The organism is Rufibacter psychrotolerans (assembly GCF_016924645.1).
GTDB lineage: Bacteria > Bacteroidota > Bacteroidia > Cytophagales > Hymenobacteraceae > Nibribacter > Nibribacter psychrotolerans.
Map to the genome: position 1 here is coordinate 107,792 of NZ_JAFFJV010000009.1, position 21,068 is coordinate 128,859.

At 56.0% G+C, this 21,068-nt stretch carries 18 protein-coding genes; 9 read left to right on the forward strand and 9 right to left on the reverse strand.

Annotation, left to right across the window (positions count from 1 at the left end):
* The first annotated feature begins 3 nt into the window (after positions 1-3).
* On the forward strand, positions 4-690 hold the full coding sequence (locus JT718_RS09555) for a potassium channel family protein (protein ID WP_205502096.1): 687 nt from the start codon (positions 4-6) through the stop codon (positions 688-690).
* 154 nt (positions 691-844) lie between these two features.
* Positions 845-2,437, forward strand: a complete 1,593-nt coding sequence (gene treF / locus JT718_RS09560) for an alpha,alpha-trehalase TreF (RefSeq protein ID WP_205502098.1) — start codon at positions 845-847, stop codon at positions 2,435-2,437.
* A 79-nt stretch (positions 2,438-2,516) separates the two neighbouring features.
* Here treF and JT718_RS09565 read toward each other — a convergent pair whose 3' ends face one another.
* On the reverse strand, positions 2,517-2,864 hold the full coding sequence (locus tag JT718_RS09565; RefSeq protein ID WP_205502100.1) for a TM2 domain-containing protein: 348 nt from the start codon (positions 2,862-2,864) through the stop codon (positions 2,517-2,519).
* A gap of 294 nt (positions 2,865-3,158) precedes the next feature.
* On the opposite strand from JT718_RS09565, the gene nhaA reads away from it, so the two are divergent.
* The 3 genes from nhaA to JT718_RS09580 all read left to right on the forward strand — a co-directional run bounded on the left by nhaA (position 3,159) and on the right by JT718_RS09580 (position 8,140).
* Entirely contained in the window at positions 3,159-4,349 is a 1,191-nt protein-coding gene (gene nhaA, locus JT718_RS09570) for a Na+/H+ antiporter NhaA (protein WP_205502102.1), read from the forward strand.
* A 195-nt stretch (positions 4,350-4,544) separates the two neighbouring features.
* Positions 4,545-4,937 carry a response regulator gene (locus JT718_RS09575; RefSeq protein WP_205502104.1) on the forward strand — a complete coding sequence of 131 codons (393 nt, stop codon included), beginning with the start codon at positions 4,545-4,547 and terminating at the stop codon, positions 4,935-4,937.
* A gap of 623 nt (positions 4,938-5,560) precedes the next feature.
* The gene (locus tag JT718_RS09580; RefSeq protein WP_205502105.1) at positions 5,561-8,140 is read left to right on the forward strand and encodes a PAS domain S-box protein; all 2,580 of its coding nucleotides are present in this window, start codon (positions 5,561-5,563) and stop codon (positions 8,138-8,140) included.
* A gap of 124 nt (positions 8,141-8,264) precedes the next feature.
* Here JT718_RS09580 and JT718_RS09585 read toward each other — a convergent pair whose 3' ends face one another.
* Complete coding sequence (locus tag JT718_RS09585; RefSeq protein WP_205502107.1) at positions 8,265-9,473, reverse strand: sensor histidine kinase; 1,209 nt, start codon at positions 9,471-9,473, stop codon at positions 8,265-8,267.
* Positions 9,474-10,010: 537 nt separating this feature from the next.
* On the opposite strand from JT718_RS09585, the gene JT718_RS20485 reads away from it, so the two are divergent.
* Positions 10,011-10,607, forward strand: coding sequence for a YqaE/Pmp3 family membrane protein (locus JT718_RS20485; RefSeq protein WP_240337016.1), 597 nt, complete (start codon positions 10,011-10,013; stop codon positions 10,605-10,607).
* Between the two features lie 204 nt (positions 10,608-10,811).
* Here JT718_RS20485 and JT718_RS09595 read toward each other — a convergent pair whose 3' ends face one another.
* The 6 genes from JT718_RS09595 to JT718_RS09620 form a co-directional block, all read right to left on the reverse strand.
* Complete coding sequence (locus tag JT718_RS09595) at positions 10,812-13,637, reverse strand: M16 family metallopeptidase (protein ID WP_205502109.1); 2,826 nt, start codon at positions 13,635-13,637, stop codon at positions 10,812-10,814.
* 291 nt (positions 13,638-13,928) lie between these two features.
* Positions 13,929-14,918 (reverse strand): TIGR03885 family FMN-dependent LLM class oxidoreductase, encoded by a 990-nt coding sequence (locus tag JT718_RS09600; protein ID WP_205502111.1) that lies wholly within the window; start codon positions 14,916-14,918, stop codon positions 13,929-13,931.
* 273 nt (positions 14,919-15,191) lie between these two features.
* Positions 15,192-15,956: an oxygenase MpaB family protein gene (locus tag JT718_RS09605; protein ID WP_205502113.1), complete on the reverse strand. Its 765-nt coding sequence runs from the start codon at positions 15,954-15,956 to the stop codon at positions 15,192-15,194.
* 166 nt (positions 15,957-16,122) lie between these two features.
* Positions 16,123-16,482: a SpoIIAA family protein gene (locus tag JT718_RS09610; protein ID WP_205502115.1), complete on the reverse strand. Its 360-nt coding sequence runs from the start codon at positions 16,480-16,482 to the stop codon at positions 16,123-16,125.
* Between the two features lie 158 nt (positions 16,483-16,640).
* Positions 16,641-16,847 (reverse strand): hypothetical protein, encoded by a 207-nt coding sequence (locus JT718_RS09615; RefSeq protein ID WP_205502117.1) that lies wholly within the window; start codon positions 16,845-16,847, stop codon positions 16,641-16,643.
* 115 nt (positions 16,848-16,962) lie between these two features.
* A complete protein-coding gene (locus JT718_RS09620; protein ID WP_205502119.1) occupies positions 16,963-17,322 on the reverse strand; it encodes a hypothetical protein in 360 nt (119 codons plus the stop codon).
* Between the two features lie 274 nt (positions 17,323-17,596).
* Here JT718_RS09620 and JT718_RS09625 point away from each other — a divergent pair, with 274 nt between their 5' ends.
* Positions 17,597-17,839, forward strand: coding sequence for a hypothetical protein (locus JT718_RS09625; RefSeq protein ID WP_205502121.1), 243 nt, complete (start codon positions 17,597-17,599; stop codon positions 17,837-17,839).
* Between the two features lie 152 nt (positions 17,840-17,991).
* Here JT718_RS09625 and JT718_RS09630 read toward each other — a convergent pair whose 3' ends face one another.
* Positions 17,992-19,221 carry an MFS transporter gene (locus JT718_RS09630; protein ID WP_205502123.1) on the reverse strand — a complete coding sequence of 410 codons (1,230 nt, stop codon included), beginning with the start codon at positions 19,219-19,221 and terminating at the stop codon, positions 17,992-17,994.
* Between the two features lie 121 nt (positions 19,222-19,342).
* Here JT718_RS09630 and JT718_RS09635 point away from each other — a divergent pair, with 121 nt between their 5' ends.
* Positions 19,343-19,651: an HNH endonuclease gene (locus JT718_RS09635; protein WP_205502125.1), complete on the forward strand. Its 309-nt coding sequence runs from the start codon at positions 19,343-19,345 to the stop codon at positions 19,649-19,651.
* A 114-nt stretch (positions 19,652-19,765) separates the two neighbouring features.
* Positions 19,766-20,824 carry a DUF6687 family protein gene (locus tag JT718_RS09640; protein ID WP_205502126.1) on the forward strand — a complete coding sequence of 353 codons (1,059 nt, stop codon included), beginning with the start codon at positions 19,766-19,768 and terminating at the stop codon, positions 20,822-20,824.
* Positions 20,825-21,068: the final 244 nt, after the last annotated feature.

The following is a 21,068-nucleotide window of genomic DNA, read 5'->3' on the forward strand; positions in this document are numbered from 1 at the left end:
GCTATGCGCTACATTGTCATTGGGTTGGGATATTTTGGGTCTTCGCTCTCCATCAAGTTAACCGAAATGGGGCATGAGGTAATTGCAGTAGACAAGGACATGCACAAAGTAGAAACCTACAAAGACCGGGTAACCCATACCATTTGCATGGACGCCAGTGATTTTCAGGCCCTCTCCACCTTACCCACTGCTGATACCGATGTGGTGGTGGTGGGCATTGGCGAAGATTTCGGGGCTTCGGTGATGGCCACCGCAATTTTCAAGCAATTAAGCGTAAAACGCCTGATGAGCCGGGCTATCTCTCCGCTGCACCAGACCGTGTTGGAGGCCATTGGCGTGGACCAGATCATCCGCCCTGAGCAGGAAAGTGCCGAGCGTCTGGCGAAAATCCTGGAAATGCGGGGAGTAATTGATTCCTTTGATTTGACCGAGGATTATAACATCATTGAGGCGAAGGTGCCAGACCGGTACGTAGGCATGACCATTGCCGAAGCGAATTTCCGGGCCAAGTACCAGGTGAACGTCCTGACCATTCTGCGCAGCCGCGAGGCCCGTAACCTGTTCGGGCGGGTGCACCATAAACCTGCCGTTTTGGGGGTGGTAAAAGCAGAAACGGTCTTTGAGGCCGGTGACATCCTGGTGGTGTTCGGGAAAATACAGGACATTGACCGCTTGCTGCACTCCAGTTAAGAACTGGCGAAAGAGGGGGAGAGTAATTTCCCACGGTTTTGAGGCCGTTTTACCGAAAACGGGATAAAACAGGCAAGAACCTCAAAGCAGGGAAATGTATCCTTCGGCGGCGGCTTCTGCGTAAGGAAGGAGGTTGAAGCAATTCCCTCTCTGCATGAAGCACCCATGTTACCGCCGCTGGCCTGCCGCTGCCAAAGTTTCTTTTGTTGTGCTGCTGCTTGGGCTTTGGGCCGCAGCCACCCAGGCGCAGTACCGGCCACATGAGCAACTAGGCGAACTGTTCAGGCAAGTGCAGTTGGCAGCCGTTTTCCCAGATTCCAAAACCTTCCCCGACTGCCTGCCCAACTCTTCGCCGGAGGAGATTCTGCAGGCCTATGACCGGGAAAAAGGCAAACCCGGGTTTGACCTCAAGGCGTTTGTCCTGCGGCACTTCACCCTGCCGCCGGAGCCGGCCACCGAGTTTAGATCAGATGCTGCCCTGCCCGTGGAAAGGCACATCAACAAGCTGTGGCCCGTGCTTACCCGGCAGCCCATCCCAGAGGGAAGCTCGCTCATCACCCTGCCGCACGCGTACGTGGTGCCCGGGGGGCGCTTCCGCGAAATCTATTACTGGGACAGTTATTTTACCATGCTGGGCCTGCAAGAGAGCGGGCAGGTGCAGCTGATCCAGAACATGGTAGACAACTTCACCTACCTCATCAACACGGTGGGGCATATTCCCAACGGCAACCGAACGTATTACATCAGCCGCTCGCAGCCGCCCTTTTACGCCCTCATGCTGCGGGTGCTGGCGCAGGAAAAAGGCAGAGCCATCCTGAAGAAATATGAACCCGCCCTGCAGAAAGAGTACGCGTTCTGGATGAATGGCCAGGAAACCCTCTCTGCCGCGGCGCCGGCCTACCGACGGGTGGTGCGCCTGCCCGACGGCAGCATCCTGAACCGGTACTGGGACGATGACCCTTCGCCCCGCCCCGAGGCTTACAAGGAAGACGTGGAGGTGGCCCATGCCTCTGGCCGCCAGGCCGAGCAGGTGTACCGCGACATCAGGGCCGCCGCCGAGTCGGGCTGGGATTTCAGCACCCGCTGGTTCCTGGACCAGAAAACCCTCCAGACCATCAGGACCACGCAGCTGGTGCCCGTTGACTTAAACGCCCTGCTCTACCACATGGAGATCACCCTGGCCGAGATGGCTCGGCTGCAGGGCAACCTGGAGCAGGAGCAGCTTTTCCAGCAAAAGGCGGCCCGGCGCAAGAATGCCCTGCTCCAGTACTGCTGGAACGCCCAGGACGGCTTCTTCTACGACTACGACTTTACCCGGCAGCAGACCTCCAACATTCCCACCCTGGCGGCGGTTGCTCCCTTGTTTTTCTGCATGGCCACCAAAGAGCAGGCCAAGGCGGTGGCCCAGCGGCTGGAGCGGGACTTTCTGAAGCCAGGCGGCGTGGTAACCACCCTAACCACCTCGGGGCAGCAGTGGGACGCCCCCAACGGCTGGGCGCCCCTGCAGTGGATGACCATTCAGGGCTTGCGGGCCTACAAGCACAACGCCCTGGCCAGGACCATTGCCACCAACTGGGTCAGGCAGAACAGGGCGGTGTACCAGCAAAGCGGCAAGCTCACCGAGAAGTATAACGTGGAAAAGCCCGGGGCCGAAGGGGGCGGGGGCGAGTACCCCAACCAGGACGGATTCGGCTGGACCAACGGCGTGCTGCTCAAACTGTTGCAGCAGGAGAAAAAGAACCGCTGATCAAAGAACATTCCCTTGAACAAAAATCTGATTCAGGGCCATTTTTGTAAAAGAAGCCGTAAAACGCGGGTGCGCTGCACTACAGGTGCGGGGGCCTGCGCAACGTGGCCAGCACCTGCATTGCCTGGGCGTGGTTGTACCGGCGCACCATCTTCGGAATCCTGAACAGGTCAATGAACCACCATACGCCCAGTCCGCCGGCGGTGATCCAGAACAGGAACTGGATGCCCCATTTGTTCACGTAGGCGTAGTGCAAGCCAAAGAAAACCCACAGCCCATAGGCAAGCAGGACCGATTTCTGCTTGGCTAGGTACAAGCGGTAAAACTCTTGCTGGAGCCCGGGCGCAAGGTGGGGCAGGTCCACCTGTGCCGCATACGGCAGCTGGCGGAGAAACTGAGCCGGAAGATTGCCAGTAGAGGTAGCCATATTCCTGGATGTTTTTGTGATCTGCGGGTGTTTCTTCCCATGTACTTGGTTTTAGGGCAAAGAGATACCTATTTTAAGAAGATTTGAAAAATCATCTGAGCCCTACGGCAGACCGAAGGATGGGCTGTTTGGGACGGGAAGCGCCCTCGGGCGCAAGGGCAGCTTCTTTGCTGCGCAACAGTAAGTTCCAGAAAAGGGTATAGGGGATTGAAGTCGCCCAGCCATCTGCTCAGGCCGTTTTTCTGAAAATTGTAAAGCCAATCCTCAGGGTTGGCGTGCTCTAACCTCTTACCTATGCTCCATCGCCTCATCAACCTCCGTGTATTCAGGTCCTTTTTCAAGTCTGCCTCGGCAGGCGGGTTTCTGCTCATGTTCTTCGTGGCCTTGTCCCTGCTGGTGGCCAACTCACCCTTGGGCGAGGGCCTGGAGCGTTTTCTGGCGCAGGAAGTAGGGTATGAGTCTGAGGCGGTAGGGCTGCGGTATTCCGTACTGCTCTGGGTGAACGATGGCCTGATGGCGGTTTTCTTTCTGTTGGTAGGGCTGGAGATAAAGCGCGAACTGGTGGAAGGGGAACTTTCCTCGTTCAGGCAAGCCGCACTTCCCATCTTTGCCGCCATTGGCGGGGTAATGGCCCCGGCCCTGATCTATGCTTCCATCAACGCCGGTACGCCCACGGCCAGCGGCTGGGGCATTCCCATGGCCACAGACATTGCGTTCGCCATTGGCATTCTCTCCATTTTGGGCAGCCGCCTGCCCATTGGCCTCAAGATCTTCCTTACGGCCCTGGCCATTGTAGACGACTTAATGGCCATTCTGGTCATCGCTATCTTTTACTCCTCAGACCTGCACCTCAATTACCTGCTGTACGCCGGGGGCATTATGGCGCTTCTCATTGCGTTCAACCGCTTTGGCGTGACCTCGCTTTTGTTTTACCTGGTTCCCGGGGTGTTCATGTGGTACTTCATCCATCATTCTGGGGTACACGCCACCCTGGCCGGAGTACTGACCGCTCTTACCATTCCCACCAACGACACCGCCAGGGAATCTCCGCTGGAGAAACTGGAGCACGCCCTTGTGAACCCGGTCAACTTTGTCATCATGCCCATTTTTGCCTTTGTCAACACCAACATCAGGTTTGAGGCGGGCATGGTGGAGGGGTTGTTCAGTTCCCTGGGTCTGGGTATCTTGCTGGGCCTGGTGGTGGGCAAGCCCCTGGGCATTCTGCTGCTGTCGTGGCTCTCGGTGAGGATGCGCCTGAGTGCCCTGCCCGCGGGTGTTTCCTGGGGGCAGATGTTTGGGGTAGGCTTGCTGGCCGGTATTGGCTTTACCATGTCCATCTTTATCGCCTTGCTTTCCTTCCAGGAGCCGGTGTTCCAGACCAACGCCAAATTTGCCATCTTAATGGCGTCGTTGGTGAGCGGAATGGCGGGTTTCCTGGTCCTGCGCAGGTACGCCAACCGCAAAGGGCTCAATCCGGGCTTTTAGGGGCTGCGTCCGCCTGTTTTCTGGGAGAGTCCCGCCTTGCGGGCGCTGTTTTCCAGCTAAACCGAGGCAGAAAAACGGAACAGGGTAAAATTTTACCTCTCAAACAAATTCTTACATTTCATATACCTGATTTTTGATTGCTTTCCCTTTATTTTACCAGACAAAAGGTCCCCAACCCTGGTAAATAGATAGTGCGTGAAAAAAATCAAGTCGATTCTACTGATAGAGGACGATGAAATCACCAATTTCCTCAATCAGACCGTTATTGAGGAAACCGGTATTGCCGAGCAAATCTTTGTGGCCTTGAACGGGTTAGAGGGGTTGGCGTACCTGCAGAACCTGCAGTGCCCCGAAGATTTTCCCGCCCTTATCTTGCTGGACATTAACATGCCCGTGCTGGATGGCTTCTCGTTTCTGGAAGAGTACAAGAAACTGCCCATGGCCAAGCAGGCGGTGACCAAAATTGTGGTGCTCTCCACCTCGTCTAATGATTCTGACCTGAACCAAATGCGCTCCCTGGGCATTACCACCAGCCTGGTCAAACCCCTGAACGAGCGGGACTTCAAAAAGGTAGTAGCCGACCTGTAATCCGTTTTCCTGTCATTTTCCGGCTTTTGGCAGCAAACCTCCTTCCTGCTGTTCCTTCCTTAAAGGAGACAACGCGAACTGCGCATAGGCTGTTTCTGCTTACGGTCATCGGCTGCTCCTGCTGAACCTTCCTTACAACTCCTCAAGTTTTGGCTTCCTTTGCCTGGCCCTGGCAAGTATTCACCGCTGGGGGTACGTTTTAGGTTTGTTGGGTAAATACATTCATAGGCGCTAGCGGCAGCGTTTGCTTGTTTAACCGCTCCCACCCGGTTTTTGGCCTGTTTTTGCAAAAGTAGCCCTAAAAGAGGGGACGCAAACAGACGCGGGCCGGTTCTTCAACTGCTTGTGTCGCTTTTCTGTGAATACGCTGCCATTCTATCATTATAGCAAGGGGTGTCTATCTGGCTTGTGGTGAGTTTTGGCTAAATAATATTCTATTTCGGGTTTATTGGCCTGGTTCGGGGTGGGGGAGAGAGTTTCGCCTGAAATGATTTATATGCTTGATGGAGCAGTAGATAAGAATCACTTGAATAATATGAATGACTTTTTGAGTTATTATAATAATGCTATTTATATGATTCTTGAATGTGGTAACTTGCGCTAGAACAATAGTGAGATAGCAGGTGAATTCTAAGCAAGTAGAATTAGATTGGGAGAAAAGGGTGGTAGAGAAGGTAATGGGGAAATTACCAGATTTGCTCTGCGCCATTGATGCCACTGGTAAGATCATCTTTATCAATGAGGTTTGTGAAGAAGCGTTGGGCTATACCAGTGCCCATCTGCTGGGGCAGAACTTCCTGGACTTCATATCTCCCCAGGATAGGGCCAGGACCCAGCAAACCCTGCAAAAAGCACTGCAGGACGGGACCGTAAAGAACTTCATCAACCACTACATCCACCAGAACGGGGCCCATGTGGCCATCTCCTGGTCGGCGGTCTGGAGCCAAGAGGAGAACATTCTTTACGGTGTGGGCCGGGATGCCTCAGACCAGATCACCGCCAGCCAGAAGCTGCAGCAGAAAGATGAGTGGCACCAGGTCATGGTGAAGCACGGCTATGACATGCTCAGCCTGCTGAACGAGAAAGGGGAATACACCTACCTGGGCGGATCGGTGGGCCGCACCCTGGGGTATACCCCCGACCAGCTGATCAACCTCAGTGTGTTTGAGTTGGTGCACCCAGATGACATGGCCGCCACGCAGAGGGCCTGGGAACTCCTCAAGACCACCGAAGTGGTGCAGGTGCCCGACATCAGGTACAAAACGGCCCAGGGAGAATGGGTGTGGGTAGAGGCCATTGCCAGTAACCAGCTGCACAATCCCGCCGTGAACGGCGTGGTGATCAGTGCCCGCGACGTGACGGAGCGAAAGCTGGCCACCATAAGGCTGGAGCAGAGCGAAAGGCGCTTCCGGTCTTTGTTTGACAACAACCCAGACCAGGTTATCTACGAGAACCGCGAGGGCATTATCCTGGACGCCAACCCGGGCTTCCTAAACTATCTAAACCTCACCAAAGAGGAGGTGGTCTCCAGGAGCCTGGCCGATATTCTGCCGCCCGAGGTACGGCAGGTGTGCCTTGCCAAACTGGAAGAAGCGTTTCAAGGCAACGTAGTGAATTTTGACATGGAAATTCCGCTGCCAGAAAGGCACCCCCTTTACCTGAACGTCACCAAGATTCCGCTGAGCATTGACGGAGAAGTGGTGGGCGCGCACTCCATCGCCAAAGACGTGACCGATGTGCGGCTGGCCCACGCCACCATCCAGAAACAGGCAGAAACCCTCAACACGGTGTTTGAAAGCATCAAAGATGCGTTCTTTATGCTGGACAAATCCTGGCGGTTCAGGCTCATCAACAAGGAATGCGAACGCGTTCTGGGGTTGGTAAGGGAAGAGTGCCTGGGCAAGCCGTTCCTGAGCCTGTTCCCTGAGCTGGCCGAGGAAAGCTTCTATGGCCAGTTCCACCAGGCCATGCGCACGGGGCAGGCCCTTTACCTGGAAACCTTTGTGAAGCGTTTTCGCCGGTGGTTTGAGGTAAAGGCGTTCCCCTCTGAAGAAGGCCTCTCGGTGTACTTCACTGATACCACCGAGCGGGTAAAAGTGCAACGGGAGCTGGAGAAACTGTCATTGGTGGCCAGCAAGATCAACAACGGGGTCATCATCACCGATGCCCAGCACAAAGTGGAGTGGGTGAACGATGCCCTGTCCCACATTCTGGGGTACTCGTACGAAGAAACCATGGGCATGAACCCCCGGCAGTTGCTGTGCGGCCCCGAGGCCGAGCAGGAAAGCGCCCTGGCCATAGAGCAGAAGATGCAGCAGGGAGCGCCGTTCAACATCTTGTTCAACGCCTGGCGGAAAGACCAGAAACGGGTGTGGGTATCGGTTGACTTTGCCCCGGTCCTTAACGAAGAAGGAACTATTCTGCAGCACGTGGCCATTCTCAAAGACATTACCCTGCGCAAGGAAGCCGAAGAAAGGCAATTGCAAATGACCCGCGACCTGTACCAGCAGAACCGCGATCTGCAGCAGTTCACCTACATTGTGTCGCATAACCTAAGGGCGCCGGTGGCCAACGCCATGGGCTTGTCTGACATGCTCACCAAGCTAGACAAGCAGTCGGCCCAGTATGATACTTCGCTGAGTTACCTCAAGACCAGTATCTTCAAGCTTGACACCGTGCTGCGCGACCTTAATCTCATCCTTTCGGTGCGCGACAAGCAGGACGTGCAGGACATTGAAACGGTGAGCCTGAACGAGGTGTGTGAGCAGGTGGTGCAGTACTTCCAGGAGTCACTGTCCAGCCATAACGGCAAGGTGGGCATCAACATAGACTGTGACATAGAGGTGCGGGCCAACCGGGCGTACATCTACAGCATCTTCTACAACCTGCTCTCCAACGCCATCAAGTACAAGGCCGAGGACCGCCCGCTGCGGATAAGCATTTCCTGCCAGACCTTAGCCCAGGGCGGCGCCCGCCTCCTGTTCACCGACAACGGCTCTGGCTTTGACATGGAGAAGGCCGGCGGCAACATCTTTAAGCTGTACAAACGGTTCCACGTCAACAAAAAGGGCAGGGGAATTGGCCTGTTCCTGGTAAAAACCCACGTGGAGAGCATGGGCGGCACCATAGAGATGGAAAGCAAGCCCAACCAGGGCACCAGCGTCTCCATCACCCTGCCAGAGGCCGTCACCTTGACCAAGTAAGGAAACCCCAACAAGCCAGGAGCGATTCAGAGCAGATTTCCGGAAATCTGCCCCGAATCGCTCCTTATTTTTAAGCGCTGCGGATTTAGGTTTTATGGGGGTATGCTCCGGGGGAGCTGTTTTCCTACTGCCCAAACTCCAGCAGGAAGCAGGCGCCGGGTTGGCCGTCTTCCCGGTCTGTGATGGAGACCGAACCGCCCAGTTTGGTAGTGATGGACTGCACGGTGGCCAGGCCAACGCCCATGCTGCCGTTGGGCTGATCTTTCTTGCTGGCCAGGGTCTCAAAAAGGTGGAACGCCTTCGCCCGCTGGTCAGCTGGTATGCCGGGGCCGTTGTCGGTTACCTTCACCCTGAAGCCCTGGCCCAGGGGCTGGTACTCAACGGTGAGTTCGCCGGTGGGTTTGTCGTTGTATTTGATGGAGTTGGTGACCAGGTTCTGCAGGATCTGGTACAGCCCAATGCGCGAGGAATGCACCACCAGGGGCTCCTGCGGGTAACGGGCAGAGAAGTTGGGGGGCAGTTCACAGTGGTCCAGCACCTGCTCCAGCAGCTCCTTCAGGTCCACGGGCTGGTGATGGTCGGCAGAGAGGTGGGTGTTCTTGGAGAACAGCAAAATGCCGTCTATCAGGTGCTGCAACTGGGATGACCGTTTGTGGATCAGGCGCACGTACTGGGCTCCGTCCTCGTTCAGCCCGGAGGCATGCTCCTCCAGCAGCCATTCGGCCAGGTTGTTGATGCCCCGCAGAGGCGCCCGTAAGTCATGCGACACCCGGTACGAGAACTCCGAGAGGCTGGTGTTCAGCCGGCTCACCTCCTGGTTCAGCTGGGTGAGTTCGCGATTTTTCTTGCGCAACTCCAGCAGACTGACCACCTGGTTGGCCAGGGCCTTCAGGGCCGCTACCTGCGCCTCAGACAACTGCTTGGGTTTAGAATCAATGACGCAGATGGTGCCCAGGGCATACCCGTCGGGCGAATTGAGGGCAACCCCGGCATAGAACACCACGTTGGGGTCACCGGTCACAAACGGATTGTCCTGGAAGCGCGCGTCTTTGGTGGCGTCTGGGATGATGAAGGGCGCGGCGGGCTCGTTGATGGCATGCGCACAGAAGGCGATCTCGCGGGGCGTTTCGGTCGCCTCCACCCCCAGCACCGACTTAAACCACTGCCGGTTGGCGTCTATGAGGGTAATGAGGGAGATGGGCGTTTGGCAAATGGCCGATGCCATCATGGTAAGATCATCAAAGTTCTTTTCTGGCAAGGAGTCCAGAATCTGATAGCGCTCCAGCGCCTTGAGCCGCTGGGCTTCGTTTTCAGGAAGAGGGGGCTTGATCATCTCTGTAGCAGATTTATAAAAATAACAAGTTGTGCGCTAGCACCTGCAAAGGTAGCAGATTGCCCCGTTCGGTGGAACGTTTACGCCCCTATTTAGGGGTAGAAATCTGAAAAACGCCCCAAAAAGCCGATTTTACTTGTTTTGAAGCTTATTGGAGGAAATACTTAACCAGCCGCAGTAGCACAGGTTTACTTTCAAAGGTAAAATCAGAAAAGCGATAATTCTTATTTTTAGATTGACTTATTCTAATAAGTTAAAGGTAGAGGAACTACTTGTTTGCTCAGTTAGCCACTCCACCTGGTGCATGCCAACCGTTTGGGGCACAGGGCCTGCAAAGCGATGCGTATTAGAGTTGCCCTTTTTAGGCTGTCTTAGGCGGTAGTAGCGCTAAAATTTATAACAAAATGTAGACAAGCATAGTATGAATGGGGGTAGGCTAACCGAGCGCTACCATCCAGAGGGGAATTGACAGGACAGCTGTAGGCGGATGTAAACGCATGCGTAAATCACTTTCTTTTCACATAAACCTTTAAAACTATGAAGTTTAAGTCTTTACTACAGTTTGTACTTGTTGTATTAGCGGGCCAGTTCCTGTTTGCCTGTAGCACGGCAGAATATTACAGGTTTGCCTCAGTAAAACCAGAAACGTACCACAAATCCGTGGCGAAGGCTGATCCGGTGGAGGCCCCAGCCGCCGCCCCGGCCGAAGCGGAAGCCCCAGCCCCGGCCGAAGCCCTGGCAACCGAACCTGAGCCCGTGTTGGAAGCCAGCACGGCCGCACCCGTGCCGGTCTTGTTTGAGACCAAAAAAGTAGTGCCCGCCAAAGCTCCCGTAGCCACCCAACCCACCCTCAGCGCCGATGAGTCCACGGTGCTGGAGGCTGCCAAGACCCGGTTGTCGGCCATGAGCAAGGCTGAGAAGAAGGAATTCAAGAAAGAGGTGAAGAAGGTCCTGCGCGAAACCAATGAAGTGGGTACCGTGGTTAAGGTCATCCTGGCCATTTTGCTGCCGCCCTTGGCCGTGTTCCTGCATGAGGGCTTAGGCAGCAGGTTCTGGATCAGCTTGCTGCTCACCTTGCTGTTATTCCTGCCGGGGGTCATCTACGCCCTGCTGGTGGTAACCGACTCCATCTAACCAGGACTGGCTTCTTGCCAGTTACCTGGACAAAGACCCTTGACAGAACGGCCCTAGGCTCCTCCGCCAGGGGCCGTTCTGCTTTATGATGCATGGGGTAAATCCCGTTTTTGCCTCCGTTTGCCCCAAACAGCCCTAAAACAACAAACCCCTCCGGAGGATACCGGAGGGGTTTGTTGTTTTAGGGCTGTTTGGGTGAGGAAACTAGTTCAGCATAACCGGTTCTCCGAAGCCTAATTGCTCCAGTTTCTTCAGCTGGGTGGCGGCATCGCCTACCACCAGGTAGTACATCTTGTTCGGGTTCACGTACTGCTGGGCCAGTTCCTTTATCTTGGCTACGGTCATGCCTTGTACCAGGGCTTCGCGGCGCTTGGCGTAGTCATACGGCCAGCCAAAGGTGCTGATGTTGTTAAGCATGCCCAGCTTGGCTCCCATGGTCTCAAACGCCCGGGCGTTGCTCTTGATCAGGAAGCCTTTGGTCACCTCCAGGTCCTGGGCCGAGTAGGTAGGGCCGTAGTTCTGCAGAATCTGTTTGATGAGATCGGCAGATTCAAAGGTCACGTTAGACCGCACCCCACTCTGGATCACGAACGGACCCGGAAGAACAGAACCCGAGAAGTTAGAGCCAATGCCATAGGTATAGCCTTTGCCTTCGCGCAGTTGCTGCGTGAGCTGCGACGCGAAACCGCCGCCGCCCAGAATGTAGTTCATCACCTGCGCCGGGTAGAAATCTGGGTGCGTGGCCGGCAAGGCCAGGTACCCAAACCGCAACACCGACTGCTTGGCGCCCGGCACATCATAGAAGTACACGGTAGAGTTGGTGGGGGCGGCAGGGGTAGGATACTGTGGCAAGCGTACCTCTTTGGCTTTCCAGTTCTGGTTCAGGCCGGCCAGGGAGTTGATCACTTCCTGCTGGTCTACGGCACCCACAATCTGGAAGGAGGCTAAAGACGGAGACAGGTTGGCGGTGTAGTAATTCTTCAGGTCTTCCAGCGTAATCGCTTTCACCGAGGCCTCTGAGCCCAGGATGTTGCGGGACAGAATGTGGTTTTTGCCGTACAGCAGTTTCCTGAAGTTGTTATCGGCGATGGAGTTAGGGTTGGCTTTCTGCTGCTTGATCTGGCTTTCCACCTGTTGTTTGATCAGGCTGAATTCCTTTGCGTCCCAACGGGGCTCCAACAGAATCTCCTGCACCAGCGCCATGGTAGGCTGGTAGTTTCTGGCCAGCGTGCGGCCGCTGATGGTAAAGCTCTCTTCACTGGCGTTGATGCTGATGGAAGCGCCCAAGGCTTCTATGGCTTCCTCCAGTTCCTCGGTGGTTTTGTTTTTGGTGCCTTTTAGCAATAACTCAGACAAAAGGTTAGAAACGCCCACTTTGGCTGTGTCTTCCAGCAGCAAGCCCCCGGCAATGCGCAGGTTAAATTGCACCAGCGGCACTTCCCGGTCGGTGATGCCTACCAGTTTCAGGTTGTTGCCCAGTTTGCTTTCCCACACGTTGGGTACGCGGGTCTCAGGGGTTTTGCCGTACGGCGGCTCTTTGGTGCGGTCAAAGCTGGAAGGGGTACGGGTGTAAGAAGCCTGGGTAGAAGCATCGAATTTCTCCTCGGCACCTTCCACAATTTTCTCTTCCACCACGCTGGCCTTCTGCGATCCGGCCAGAATCAGGTTGGTCTGCCCTTTAGGGACAAAGCTGGTGGCTACGTAGTTTTTGCCTTTAATATATTTTTGGTACACACGCATCACATCCTCGCGAGTCACGGCCAGCATGTTCTGAATGTCTTTGCTGATGAAGCCAGGGTCTCCGGCAAAAATGGCGTACTGCGCCAACTGGAAACCTTTGCCCTGCGCGCTGGACAACCCGTTATAGAAACTTACTTCCTGCGCGGTTTTGATGCGGTTCAGGTCGGCATCAGAGAAGCCTTCTTTTTCAAAGCGCTGGAACGCTTCTTCCACGGCGGCGTGCAGGTTGTTCAGGTCCACTTTCTCGTAGCCCCGGATGCTCATGGTAAACTGACCCGCCAACTCAGAACCGTACTGTGACATGTTCACGCGGCCCGCCAGTTGTTTCTCGTCTACAATCACTTTATTGAACGGAGCCTTTTTGCCGTCGCTCAGCAAGGTGGCCAGCGTGCGCAGCGCGTAAGAATCTGGGTGGTACATGTACACGCTCGGCCAGGTCATGGTCAGCTCAGGCAAGCGGGCGAAGTTGTCTTCGTGGTACAGTTTCTTGGTTTGGGCAAGCGTCACAGGCTTCTTCTCCAAGGCCGGGATTTTCTCGCCTTTCTTGATCTCGCCAAAGTACTTCTCCACCCACGCTTTGGCCTGGGCCGGATCAAAGTCGCCGGAGATGGTCAGAATCACGTTGTTGGGCACGTACCACCGGCGGTAGAACTCCTTCACGTCTTCCAGGGTGGCGTTCTGCAAATCTTCCAGAGAACCAATCACCTGCCAGTTATACGGGTGGCCTTTGGGGTACAGGTTCTGGTCAATCACGTAGGAAGTGTGGCCGTACGGGGCGTTGTCATAGCTCTGGCGTTTCTCGTTTTTCACCACCTGCTTTTCTTTGGACAACACCTGCTCGGTCACGGTGTTGATGAAGAAGCCCAGTTTGTCGGCCTCGGCCCAGATCATTTTCTCCAAGGCATCGTTGGGCACGGTCTGGTAATAGTTGGTGCGGTCGCGGGAAGTGGAACCGTTGGCCCCGGAGCCCCCAATGCGGGCGCTCATTTTGTCCAGTCCGCCTTTGCCCAGGTTCTCAGACTCCAGGAACAAAAGGTGCTCAAACAAGTGGGCGAACCCGGTACGGCCTTCCTTCTCACGGGCCGATCCCACGTGGCTGGTGAGGGCCACGGCTACTACCGGGTCAGATTTGTCCACGTGGAAAACCACGGTAAGCCCGTTGTCCAGGGTGAACTTCTCAAAATCTACCTGAAAAGCCTGTTTCTCGGTTTTAGATTTGCTCTGCCGCTGGCACGAGAACAGGGCCAGGAAAAAGAGGAAGAGGAACGAAAGGGATCTGTTAAATCGCATGTAGAAAAATGATTGTCTGCTGATGGGTTGGTATTGGTTTCGTTGAACTAGGGCACGTCACGTTATGCCAGTGGCAAAGGTAACACAGTCCGTAAGATAGTGAATGGGTTGCCTTTACCAGGAGGGAAATTTGTTCCTGCCGCTGGTGAAAGACGTAGGATTTTAGGGCCATTTTGGGGAAATCAGCCCTGAAACAGGAAATCCTGAAAGGGAGAATTGGGCAAAAGAAAAGCGTGTGCTTCTCCTAGTCAGGGATAAACACACGCCGGTAGTGAAATACAATATGCTCCCTCAGAGCTGTGCCGCTATCTTCTTCAGATCTGGCAGCACCCGCTCCCCGAAGAACTCAATGTATTGTTCCTGCTCCAGGTTCACGTTGTGCAGGTGCAGGTGCGTGAATCCCAGTTCCAGGTCTTTGGCCAGCAGGTCAATGTGTTCCTGGGCACTGTCTGAGATGCGCACGTGCGGCTCTAGTTCATCGGGTTTCACCATGGTGCCGGCAGCATCAAAGCCTTTCACCGTGGGGATGTCTGAGAGCAGGGCCGAGGGGAACACGTTGTTTTTCCATTGCTCGTGGGCCGTCTGGCGAGCCTTCTCCTTGGTGGTATGGTAAGAAAGCTGCACTTTCAGATGCATGGGCTTGCCCTCGCCGCCGCCCCGGTGAAAAGCCTCCACCATCTTCTGCAGTTCATCGGCGGGTTTAGAGATAGTGATCATCCCATCGGCCCAGCTGCCCACCCACTCGGCGGTTTCCGGGGTAATGGCGGCACCTATGACCGGCGGCATGTAGTCGGGGCGGGTGTAGAGTTTGGCGTTCTCCACTTCCACCAGGCCTTTATGTGACACCGTTTCGCCGCGCCAGAGCGCCCGCATGATGTCTACGCAGAGTTTCAGGCGTTCATTGCGCTCCTGTTTGTTGGGCCATTTCTGCCCCGTGATGCGCTCGTTCAGGAACTGCCCGCTGCCGGCGCAGAGGAAAAACCGGTGCGGAAACATCTCGCACAGCGTGGCTACTTTCTGTGCCGCAATGGCCGGATGGTACCGCTGCCCCGGCGCTGACACCACGCCAAACGGCAGCGACGTGGCCTGCATGGCTGCGCCCAGCCAGCTCCACGCGTACCCGCTTTCGCCCTGGTTTTCGCTCCAGGGGTAGAAATGGTCTGAGGAGAGGGCGTTGGTAAAACCGGCCAGCTCGGCTTTCTGCACCAGCGCTAACAGGTGGCTCGGTTTAAACTGCTCATGGGAGTTGTGGTAGCCAATGGTGATGTTCTTGTTGTCCATAGGATATAGCTTGTTTCGGGAAGACCCGTGGGGTTTCCTTTCTTGTTTCCGTTGCGTTTTACAGGTGAAATCTTGAATAGGTAAACAGATCAGGATCAGCTTGCTCTGTCAGGAAAAGCCACTGCTCTGTTTGTTCAGAAGGTGTACGGGGAGTACCGGTTGGAGTTATAGAAACCAACCTTTCCGGCAAGCCGATTTTAATCTGTTTTCAGCAAAACCGGGTGAAAACAGCTACTTACGCACTAACAGGATGTATTGGGCAACTAGAATGCATCAGGCGGGCGCCTGGTCCAGGTCTTTGATCTGCTTTTTGTAGGCATCGGGCAGAATCACCGATTTCAGGAACCAATCCAGTTTAAGGTAGCGCGACACTTTGTAGCTCTGCAGAAGCGGCGAAATCAGGGAGATTTTCCGGAAGCCCAGCAATTGTTTCACGCGGTCTGGCACTACCATGATCTGAGCCTCCAACAGCAGCCGGTACCTGATGTTACCCAAATGCTTCTGGTACTGCTTGAACAGATCCTGGGTGTAATGGCTTGAGGCCAGATCCTGCTGCAGGTGCTCCTCGCGGGAAATCAGCCATTGCTCATAGGTTTGCGGCAGCCCCTGCAAGCCCATGCGGTAGCCCACCCGGTAAAACACATCAAAGACTTCGGCCTTCTCAGAAAGGGTAAGTTCGCGCTCCAACACCTCGTAAGACCGGATGGAATAATCAATGAGCATGAACAGGACGTCGCGGTAGGCCCAGTCGGGGATTTTGGCGCCTCTTTTGGCTTCTACCCCGGCATGAATGTGGGCCATCTTGTCAATGGTTTTATTGGCCGCCTCCAAGGGGGAGAACACAATCTGGCGGGCGTAGGCCACCGTGGAGAAAAGTCGGCCCAGGGGATCGGCGGGCAACCGGCCGGTGAAGTAAAGCCAATCCACCGCTTTGTTCAAGGCGAACTCGGCTGCCGAGCCTGCGAAGATAAAGAGGATGGTATCGCCTTTACCCCAGATTTCCCGTACCACTGAGTCCTTCTCAACAAAGAATTGCATGACTTGTCTCTCGTCTGATGAATAGTTTCAGGCCCGTTTTCTTAAAGTAGCCGCTAAACAGAAAACGCGGATCCTGGAACGGAATTGCCTGGTGGGCGCCGCGGTAAAGGAACGCTTTTCTGCTTACATCTGGAAAGCAACGCCCGGGATTGCTGAAGAAACTGGTTTAAGGCAGGTTTACCCACGCCATGGCCTCTGCCCGTTGGGTGGCAGGAAAGAACTGTACCTCAGCGGTGGTGAACGGTTTAATCAATTTGGTGATTGTGTTCTCCCAGGTTTCATCGCCCACAATAGCCACTTTCCTGAAACTGTTCACGTGCTTTACATCAAACTTGATGTCTTCCCACATGGCCCCGGCCGACCAGCCTTCAAAATCGGTCATTTCCCAGTAGAGGTCAATCTTGCCTTGCTGGGCAATCTGGGCCTCCAGGGCGGGCACAATCAGGTCATATTCCTCTTTGCCCACTTTCCCGCTCAGGCGGGCGGCAAATAAATCTGGTTTCTGGGTGTTCAGGATCTCTACCATGGTGTGCTGCTCTTTTTAGGATAGGTACGTGCCCAGTCCCGGGGATGTTGACCGCGCCAGCCCGGCGGACCTACCGGGGCTTTAGGAAAAAGAGAAAGCCGTTTTAAGCCCGATTTCAGAAATACAGGCTTAAAACGGCTGCTTGGGTCGGGGCCGGTTTAGGCGGCTTTGTTTTGTCTGCTCAGGATATAGCCGTAGATCAGGAGCCCTACGCCGGCGGCATAAGCCACATATTGCTTGTCTTTGTTGGAAAGCGAACGGTACAGGTCCATGCCCGTCTTGCCCGGATTAGAGATAAGCGCCATAATCTGCGACGGGTCTTTCAACAGGTTAGAGAGCCTTTGGGTGGTTTCGTTTGAGTCCATAGTTTTAGGTTTAATGACAGTCTACCTACGGCATTCTGGGTGGCTGGTTTTGTTTAGCCCCAATTTCGCCGAAACAGCCCCTAAACCGACCGGCTCAATAATGATCACATGGGTCCTAGTTGGGCTGGTACCGGGTCACCAGATGGCCGTTCACGTACACCTTCCACCTGAGTTTTTTGCGGGCGGGCCGCAGTACCTGAAACAGGAGCCAGGCCGGTACCAAACAGGCCACCACAATCACCCCCAACTGCAGGTAAAAACCAAACTGGTTCTGCGGGGGCGCGCCCCAGGGCACCAGGAGCCAGATCAACCCTAAGATTACGCCGCCAATGCCGGTGGCGCTGGCCAGCAGGAGTTTGTCTTTGGCAGAGAGGTGGTTCTCGGCGGAGGGCTCTTCCTGCCAGAGCAGCAGGACCAGCGTGGCCCCCACCAGCAGCAGAAGTAAAACCAGGTAAAAAAGGAGCAGGTGTTGCATGCCGTAAATATGCCCATCCCAGATGACCTGGAGGTAACCCCAGGGTTACGGTTTTGTAATGTTTTCTGGTGGGGGAAGAGGCTGTGAAATAGGACGGCAAAGGGTACCCGCTTACCAACCCGAAAGCAGCAAAAGGGCTCCGGAAGCAGGATAAGTGGTCTTTATTTAGTCATATTCTAAATTATCTAAAAGAGTGGTTTCCATGAAACATAAGGCAGGCCAGGGTAGGTATAATCTAGTCTACACCTTTTGTTGAATTTAAACCGATAAAGATATGGAAGCTACTTGCAATCACTGTAACCACTGGATCCAGGACCAGAAAGTTGTAGAAGTACAAAGCAACGATTTTGGGGTGTGCGATGAACTTTCTGGCAAGCCCGCCATGAACCCCGAGTACGTGCTGCCGGTGGTGCATGAGCCCGGGATGCCCGCCAGCCAGCCCAAACCGTTTGAGATGGTGACCGGGGCCCAGTTCGGCTGCAACCACTTTGAAAGCCGCCGCACCTGGATTAAATAACCAGGCCCAGATTTCTGGCCAGGAAAGGCCCCGCGCCAGCCGGCCAGACACAGAAAAGCCGCTGTAACCCAGGTTGCAGCGGCTTTTCTGTTTTATAAAATATTAGCGAGGCAGGCGAAGGTTAGTTGGACGACATATTCGCGCAGCGCCCGCTAACTCACCTGTTTCAGGCGGGTAACCACCCACATAGACACCAGCGTGAACACCGTGGCGATGAGCCCCACGGTACCAAAATGCCGGAGTTCAGCCGAGCCGGGAACGTTGGTGATGATCAACCCCGACAGGAAGGCCGCCAACCCCGAGGCCAACTGCTGCACCGAAGAGTTCACGCTCATGAACGACCCCCGCAGGCGCGGCTCCACGCTGGAGGTGATCAAAGACATGGCCGGCACAAACCTGGCCCCGAAGAAGATAAAGAAGAAGGTGGTCACCACAAAGGCCTGCCAGTGCGGCACCCGCGGCAGGTGCGTCACCGCCAGAATGGGCAGGATAGACAACAGCGCCGCCCACATGAACACCTTCCGTTTGCCGTAGCGGTCAGACAGGCGGCCGGCCAGCTGCGAGGTCACCACCGTGGCCAAGCCCCCAAACAGGTAAATGTAGCTCAGCTCGGCCTCGGCGAAGCCCACGTTGGCCACCATGTAGGGGCTAAGGAACGGCACCACGGTAAAACCGGCCAGCGAGAGCGTCACCATCAGGGTAAACGCCCACAGGCAGTTCACGCGGCTGAAGATGGTGCCCAGAACCTGGGCCGGGTGTTGTGGCACATGGTGCAGCAGGTGTTGCCGCATGGGAGGCAGCATGCGCCAGGCAAGCAGCAAGACCAGCACGCTCAGGGCCGTGAGCAGGTAAAAAGGCGCGTGCCAGCTGGCGTGGCTGGCCAGGTACAAGCCCACGGGAATGCCGCCAATGGAGGCAATGGAGAACGCCGCCATCACCTTGCCGGTGGCCGCGCCGCGCCTTTCCTCAGGAATGGAATCGCCAATGATGGCCAGCACCAACGCCCCCAGCACGCCCCCAAACGCACCCGCCAGCACGCGGGCAATGAGCAGGAAACTGAAAGTAGGGGCCAGGGCGCAGGCGAAGGTGCCCAGGGTAAAGCCCAGGTACAGGCCTAGCAAGGCGCTTTTGCGGTCAAACCGGTCAATGAAGAAGGCGCTCAGAACCCCGGAAACGGCGGCACTGAACGTGTAGGCCGACACCAGGAACCCAAATTCCCGGGGACTGATCTGGAACACCCGCATCAGCTGGGGCCCCAGCGGCATCATGATCACAAAGTCCATGATGTGCGTAAACTGGATGGCCGCCAGGATAAACAGCAACCAGCTTTCGCGTAACGCGGGGGCCGAGGTCTGGTGGGCCATTGAAGAAGAAGAATCCATAGGGTTGGCGGTACAAAAGTCCTAAAGAAAAAGCTTTACGGCCGTAAACCCGGCAAGTTGGGGCACCGGCGCAAATGCTTGCCGGGGCTTGCCAGGTGGGCTTGCAGCAAAGCGTGTAAAGATGGCCAAAAAAGGGAAAAAGAAAGAAGAAAGCGCCGACCCCGTGTGCGCCCTGTGCGAGCGGGAGGTGGGCTTTACCACGCTGCACCACCTGGTGCCGCGCGAGGAGGGAGGCCGCCACGGGCCCACCGCGCCCCTGTGCCAGCCCTGCCACAGCACCGTGCACCTTACCTACTCTAACCGGGAGCTGGCGGTCCTCTACAACTCCATTCCTGCCCTGCGCCAGGCAGAGGGCCTGCAGAAATACCTGCATTGGGTGAAGAACAAGCGGCTGGATAAAATCACCAACCGGCGCGGAAAACGGAAATAAATTCTAGGTTTGTGCTTTCGGGGCTGTTTTCCCCAAAACTGCCCCGAAACAGGGAGGCCCGGCCGCATCTGTTTGCGCAAGCTGCGCCTCCTTTCACACGCTAGTCCCCCTTGTATGAAACCGTTCAAGTACCTGCCTTTCCCAGAAGTAAAACAAACCCCCGCGGTGGTGGTAGACAGCTTTCACCCCAACGGGCTGGTGCTCTCGCACTGGCGCGAGGCACCCACCCCGGTCCCCCTGCGGGAAGACACCAGTGCCGGCATGGTGCTGCAGGCCCTCAGGCAAAACTGGCCCCAGCTGCAGGACTACGCCTACGTGACCGCCAACCACTTTGACATTGACGCGCTGGTGGGCGTTTGGGCTCTGCAAAACCCCGCCCTGGCCCTGGAGCACGAAGCAACCCTCCGCCAGATGGCCCTCATTGGTGATTTCCGGGAGCTGGACCTGGCGGCGCCCGGCGCGGAAGAAGCGCTGCCCCTGGTTTGCTGGATCAACCAGGAAGAGAAAGCCCGCTTTTACCCGCCCTTCGGGGCCGAGGACCTGGAGGAGAGTGAAGTCATCGCCTCTATCCCCAAGTTCCGCTATTTTCTGGAGGCGTTCACTGAGGTACTCCTCAACCCTGAGAAAGGCAAGGCAGTGTGGGCCCCTGAGGTGGAGGCGGTGAAGCAAGGATACCAGCAAATCCACGGCGCCCAGACCCGCCTTAGCCGCTATCCGGCGCTGGGGCTTCTGGTGGTGGAAACTCCCGAGCCGGTGCACTACTACGCCCTGTTCAGCCCCTCCGCCGGGTATGACCTGGTGCTCTCCAGTTACGCGCACCAGCGGTATGAACTGGAATGCAAGTACACTACCTGGGTAGACCTGGAAAGCCGCCCCACGCTGCCCCGGCCCGACTTGCGCCCCCTGGCTCAGGCGCTCAATGCCCTGGAGCAATCGGGCTTGGCCTGGACGGCCGATGGGGTCACCGACACCGGCCCGCTGCTGCGCCTGGAGGAAAAGCCGCTGAGCAAGGCCCAGCGGTACGGCCACCCCACGGAGCGGGCCATCCCGGCTTCGTCCCTTCCGCCCGATGTTTTGGTGCAGACCGTGGTTGCCTACCTGGAGCAGGCGTTTGCCGGAGTAGCGCCCAAAAAGCGGTGGACCTGGGCCGAGGTAAAGAGTTTCAACAAATGAACGGTGTAAACCTGAGCCAGCCTCAGAAACGGGGGCAGGCGGGACCTTTGGGGCTCCACGGAAGTGCGGGCCATGGGAAGTCACCGGACCTTTCTCTAGGGAGCGGGCCTGGAGTATAACCAAAATGCTATATTTCCCGTTTTTGAGAAGGCAGGAAGCCTTCCCGTCCTTGTCCGGGCGGCACCAGAGCAGGTTGAACTTGCCCGGTATCTGGCTTGGCCAATGCCCCAATTTTGGGGTGTTT

Excerpts from the sequence above, each read along its gene's own strand:
- JT718_RS09600 (WP_205502111.1), bottom strand. The coding sequence starts at position 14,918 with ATGGACAACAAGAACATCACCATTGGCTACCACAACTCCCATGAGCAG.
- JT718_RS09595 (WP_205502109.1), bottom strand. The coding sequence starts at position 13,637 with ATGCGATTTAACAGATCCCTTTCGTTCCTCTTCCTCTTTTTCCTGGCC.
- JT718_RS09635 (WP_205502125.1), top strand. The coding sequence starts at position 19,343 with ATGGCCAAAAAAGGGAAAAAGAAAGAAGAAAGCGCCGACCCCGTGTGC.
- nhaA (WP_205502102.1), top strand. The coding sequence starts at position 3,159 with ATGCTCCATCGCCTCATCAACCTCCGTGTATTCAGGTCCTTTTTCAAG.
- JT718_RS09615 (WP_205502117.1), bottom strand. The coding sequence starts at position 16,847 with ATGGACTCAAACGAAACCACCCAAAGGCTCTCTAACCTGTTGAAAGAC.
- JT718_RS09630 (WP_205502123.1), bottom strand. The coding sequence starts at position 19,221 with ATGGATTCTTCTTCTTCAATGGCCCACCAGACCTCGGCCCCCGCGTTA.
- JT718_RS09555 (WP_205502096.1), top strand. The coding sequence starts at position 4 with ATGCGCTACATTGTCATTGGGTTGGGATATTTTGGGTCTTCGCTCTCC.
- JT718_RS09640 (WP_205502126.1), top strand. The coding sequence starts at position 19,766 with ATGAAACCGTTCAAGTACCTGCCTTTCCCAGAAGTAAAACAAACCCCC.
- JT718_RS09625 (WP_205502121.1), top strand. The coding sequence starts at position 17,597 with ATGGAAGCTACTTGCAATCACTGTAACCACTGGATCCAGGACCAGAAA.
- JT718_RS20485 (WP_240337016.1), top strand. The coding sequence starts at position 10,011 with ATGAAGTTTAAGTCTTTACTACAGTTTGTACTTGTTGTATTAGCGGGC.
- JT718_RS09610 (WP_205502115.1), bottom strand. The coding sequence starts at position 16,482 with ATGGTAGAGATCCTGAACACCCAGAAACCAGATTTATTTGCCGCCCGC.
- JT718_RS09620 (WP_205502119.1), bottom strand. The coding sequence starts at position 17,322 with ATGCAACACCTGCTCCTTTTTTACCTGGTTTTACTTCTGCTGCTGGTG.
- treF (WP_205502098.1), top strand. The coding sequence starts at position 845 with ATGAAGCACCCATGTTACCGCCGCTGGCCTGCCGCTGCCAAAGTTTCT.
- JT718_RS09585 (WP_205502107.1), bottom strand. The coding sequence starts at position 9,473 with ATGATCAAGCCCCCTCTTCCTGAAAACGAAGCCCAGCGGCTCAAGGCG.
- JT718_RS09565 (WP_205502100.1), bottom strand. The coding sequence starts at position 2,864 with ATGGCTACCTCTACTGGCAATCTTCCGGCTCAGTTTCTCCGCCAGCTG.
- JT718_RS09605 (WP_205502113.1), bottom strand. The coding sequence starts at position 15,956 with ATGCAATTCTTTGTTGAGAAGGACTCAGTGGTACGGGAAATCTGGGGT.